Source organism: Variovorax sp. P4_D9, from assembly GCF_056401695.1.
In genome coordinates this window covers 1-3,469 of record NZ_JBFUIU010000887.1, presented here as the reverse complement: position 1 = coordinate 3,469, position 3,469 = coordinate 1, and the positions used below count along the sequence as shown (strand labels likewise).

Genomic DNA, 3,469 nt, shown 5'->3' with positions numbered 1-3,469 from the left:
TTCCTGTGCTTCGAAGGCTGCGAGAAGCTGGCCCACAAGTTCCTGCACAAGCAGGAACACGCGGCCGACACGGCGCGCCACGAGCGGGCCGTGGCCAGCGAGGATGTCGACCTGGTGGCGGTCGAGAAGCAGAAGGTCAAGGGTGCAGTGCGCACCGACTTCATCCTCTCGGCCGAGATCATCGCGATCACGCTGGGCACCGTGCAGGGCCAGCCCTTCCTGACGCAGCTCACCGTGCTGGTGGGCATCGCGCTGGTCATGACCGTGGGTGTCTACGGCCTGGTCGCCGGCATCGTCAAGCTCGACGATGCCGGCCTCTACCTGAGCCGGCGCGATGGTGCCGGCGCCCGCGCCGTCGGCCGCGGCATCCTGGCGGCGGCTCCGTGGCTCATGAAGGGCCTGTCGATCGCCGGCACCGCGGCAATGTTCCTGGTCGGCGGCGGCATCCTGGTGCACGGCGTGCCGGCGCTGGGCCATGCGGTCGAGGCCTGGGCCGCCGGCGCTGGTGGCCTGCTGGGCGGGCTGGGCGCGATGGGCGCCAATGCCGCGATCGGCGTGGTCGCCGGCAGCATCGTGCTGGCCGGCGTCGAAGTCGTGAAGCGGGCGCGCAAGCCCCGCTGAGTCAGCGCTCCTTGCCGCGGGCCCGCTGCACCAGGGCCACGGCCACCAGCGCGATGCCCAGCACCAGCGCGAACCATCCCACCACGTAGGCCCCCTCGATCGTCTCGCGCCAGCCCGGCGAGCTCAGGAAGTTCGGCGCGATCAGCACGGCAGCGCCGATGAGGATGCACAGGAAACCGCGTTCGATCATGCGCGGGCTGCGGGAGGGTCGTCTGGAAGCCATCACCYGAGTTTAGGCCTCGCGCGCACCGTCACATCCGGCGACCGCGGCCGGGCGCCTGAACTGCTAGTCCGGCGGCCCGGGTTTCGGTTCAAATACGCTTCCAGCGGTCGCCCGTGCCGGGCGGCCTTCAAAGCCATTGCCAGACCGGAACCCATGGACCTCCTTCGCACCCGCCTTCCTGCCATCCTCTGGCGCATCGCTGCGCCGCTGCTGCTTGCCACCGCCGCCCCCGGCGTCGCGGCGCAGGCAGACGCCAACCGTTTTCCCGCCGCGGCGATGAGCTTCCTGGGCGGCGAGCTTCCGGCAATGGAAGCCGCCATCGCGGCACGCGACCGGGACTATTTCGAGGACGCTATGGGTCGCATGCTGGACTTTTCCGACAGCTGGGGCTTCAAGACGCGCGACAACCCCGCGCTGGCGCGCTTCCCGATGTGCACCGATGCCGTGTCGGATTTCCTGGTCGTCGGCATGTGCCGGATCATGACCACCAGTTCCGCCTGCGAACCCGGCATGGCGGCGAAGTTCAACAGCAACCTGCAGCAATGCCGCGAACTCGCGGCCAAGCTCTGACTTAGCGAGGAGCGGCACCATGGACTACGCCCACTATCGGAGCTTGTCGATCACCCGCCGCGGCGAAGCCGGCGCCGTGCTCGACATCCAGATGCGGGCCGCGAACGGCAAGCTGCCAACGGCGGGGCATGAGGGCCATCGCGAGCTGGCCGAGATCTGGCGCGACGTCGCGGCCGACGACAGCGTGCGCTGCGCCGTGCTTCGCGGCGAGGGCATGGGCTTCTCGGGTGGCGGCGACCTCGCAATGGTCGAGCAGATGGCCATCGACGATGCCATCCGCACCCGGGTCTGGAAGGAGGCCCGCGACCTGGTCTACAACATCGTCAACTGCGACAAGCCGATCGTCAGCGCGATGCACGGGCCGGCGGTCGGCGCCGGGCTGGTGGCCGGTCTGCTGGCCGATATCTCGATCGCCAGCAGGACCGCGAAGATCGTCGATGGCCACACCCGCCTCGGCGTCGCCGCCGGCGACCATGCGGCGATCGTCTGGCCGCTGCTGTGCGGCATGGCGAAGGCCAAGTACCACCTGCTGCTGTGCGAGCCGGTGAGCGGCGAGGAGGCCGAGCGCATCGGCCTGGTCTCGCTGGCGGTCGACGAGGCCGACCTGTTGCCGCGGGCCTATGAGTTGGCCGACCGGCTGGCGGCCGGCAGCCAGAGCGCGATCCGCTTCACCAAGTACGCGCTCAACAACTGGCTGCGGCAGGCTGGGCCGACCTTCGACGCCTCGCTGGCGCTTGAATTCATGGGCTTCGCCGGGCCCGACGTGCGCGAAGGCGTGGCCTCGCTGCGCGAGCGGCGGGCGCCGAAGTTTTCCTGAATCAGGCTGCCTTGAGTCCCTGCAGGGTCTGGAGCGGCACCACCCGGATCTGGCCCACGACCATGCCCTTCCATTCCTCATTGTCGCAGTAGAAGGCGTCGCGCAGGTTCTCGCGCGCTGCTGCGCCGCCGGCGCTTCGGGGTGGCGCCGCAGCCACGTGTCGGCGCGCAGGCGGGTCAGCACTTCCAGGTCGGGCAGGGTGMCGAACTCGAGGCACATCATCGTGGCATGGGCCTGCGGGCATTCGTCGTAGACCGTGGACGCTACCGGCCCCGAGACGTCGGCCGAGGCCGAATTGCCTTCGAAGGGCGCGAACACGTCGGCGCCCCATTAGGCCCGCGCGCGTGCCAGGTCGGACTGCGCATTGCGGCCCGGGTAGATCTTCTCGCCATGGCCGTAGGGACCGAGGCCGGTGTGGATGTCGATCCAGGCGATGTCGGTGGCGTCTGCCGCGTACTTGCGCAGGATCGCGCGCACGGTGCGGTTGCTCCACCACGGCGCCGTGCCGCTGTAGAACACGCCGTCGGGCGAGGTGTGCTGGCCGGCGGTCACCGCGGCGCGATCGGCCCGCAGGCCGTCTCGATGTAGGCGGCCATCGCGGCCTCGCCGGCGGCCAGGTCGCCGGCAGCACGAAGGGCTCGACCTCGGCGTAGGCGGCGTTGACCGGCAGCGGCGCGAAGGGGATGTGGTTGCGGTTGAGGTCGTGTTCTTCTTCGATGACTTTTGTTTTCATGAAGCCCAATCAGCTGCTGGCTTTCGTCGCCGTGGTGGAGCAGATGAGCATCCGGGGCGCGGCGCGAACCCTCGGCATCTCGCAGCCCGCGGTCACCAAGATCGTGCGCGAACTCGAGCGCGAGGTCAGCGCGCCACTGGTCGAGCGCAGCGTCAAGGGCGTGAGCCTCACGGCCTACGGCCAGGCCTTCGCGCCGCGCGCACGGCTGCTACTGGCCGACATGCGCAGGGCCCGCGACGAGATCGCGCAGATCCGCGACGGCGCCACCGGCAAGGTGGCAGTTGCGGTCACCTCGGTGGCGCTCACGATCCTGCCGGCCGCCTTCAAGGAATACCACGCGCGCCTGCCCGCGGTCGATGTGCACTTCAGCGAGGCGGTGCTGCCGTGGATGCTGGCGCGGCTGCGCGACGGCCAACTCGACCTGTCGGTGGCCCACGTGGTCCCGGCACGCTCGATGCCGAGTTCGAAGCCATCGATCTGTTCCCGGTGCAGTTGGCGGTCCGGG

At 69.7% G+C, this 3,469-nt stretch carries 6 protein-coding genes and 2 pseudogenes; 4 read left to right on the top strand and 4 right to left on the bottom strand.

The genetic code is table 11. The features are described 5' to 3' along the window. On the top strand, nucleotides 1-621 hold a 621-nt coding region (locus tag AC1DY5_RS47540; RefSeq protein WP_478121328.1), incomplete at its 5' end, for a DUF808 family protein. A gap of 1 nt (nucleotide 622) precedes the next feature. On the opposite strand, the gene AC1DY5_RS47535 is transcribed toward AC1DY5_RS47540, so the two are convergent. Further along, nucleotides 623-811: a hypothetical protein gene (locus AC1DY5_RS47535; protein ID WP_478121327.1), complete on the bottom strand. Its 189-nt coding sequence runs from the start codon at nucleotides 809-811 to the stop codon at nucleotides 623-625. A 186-nt stretch (nucleotides 812-997) separates the two neighbouring features. On the opposite strand from AC1DY5_RS47535, the gene AC1DY5_RS47530 reads away from it, so the two are divergent. Continuing rightward, nucleotides 998-1,414, top strand: coding sequence for a hypothetical protein (locus tag AC1DY5_RS47530; protein WP_478121326.1), 417 nt, complete (start codon nucleotides 998-1,000; stop codon nucleotides 1,412-1,414). Nucleotides 1,415-1,433: 19 nt separating this feature from the next. Then, nucleotides 1,434-2,231, top strand: coding sequence for an enoyl-CoA hydratase/isomerase family protein (locus AC1DY5_RS47525; RefSeq protein ID WP_478121325.1), 798 nt, complete (start codon nucleotides 1,434-1,436; stop codon nucleotides 2,229-2,231). A gap of 1 nt (nucleotide 2,232) precedes the next feature. On the opposite strand, the gene AC1DY5_RS47520 is transcribed toward AC1DY5_RS47525, so the two are convergent. The 3 genes and pseudogenes from AC1DY5_RS47520 to AC1DY5_RS47510 all read right to left on the bottom strand — a co-directional run. Continuing rightward, nucleotides 2,233-2,388 carry a hypothetical protein gene (locus tag AC1DY5_RS47520; RefSeq protein ID WP_478121329.1) on the bottom strand — a complete coding sequence of 52 codons (156 nt, stop codon included), beginning with the start codon at nucleotides 2,386-2,388 and terminating at the stop codon, nucleotides 2,233-2,235. A gap of 11 nt (nucleotides 2,389-2,399) precedes the next feature. Then, a pseudogene (locus tag AC1DY5_RS47515) lies at nucleotides 2,400-2,783 on the bottom strand (DUF2817 domain-containing protein); the annotation flags it as partial. 109 nt (nucleotides 2,784-2,892) lie between these two features. Further along, nucleotides 2,893-2,964, bottom strand: a pseudogene (locus AC1DY5_RS47510) (hypothetical protein); the annotation flags it as partial. On the opposite strand from AC1DY5_RS47510, the gene AC1DY5_RS47505 reads away from it, so the two are divergent. Beyond that, nucleotides 2,963-3,469 (top strand): LysR family transcriptional regulator (locus AC1DY5_RS47505; RefSeq protein WP_478121324.1); only part of this gene is annotated, 507 nt, incomplete at its 3' end. The pseudogene AC1DY5_RS47510 and the gene AC1DY5_RS47505 sit on opposite strands and share 2 nt — an antisense overlap.

Excerpts from the sequence above, each read along its gene's own strand:
- AC1DY5_RS47535 (WP_478121327.1), bottom strand. The coding sequence starts at position 811 with ATGATCGAACGCGGTTTCCTGTGCATCCTCATCGGCGCTGCCGTGCTG.
- AC1DY5_RS47530 (WP_478121326.1), top strand. The coding sequence starts at position 998 with ATGGACCTCCTTCGCACCCGCCTTCCTGCCATCCTCTGGCGCATCGCT.
- AC1DY5_RS47525 (WP_478121325.1), top strand. The coding sequence starts at position 1,434 with ATGGACTACGCCCACTATCGGAGCTTGTCGATCACCCGCCGCGGCGAA.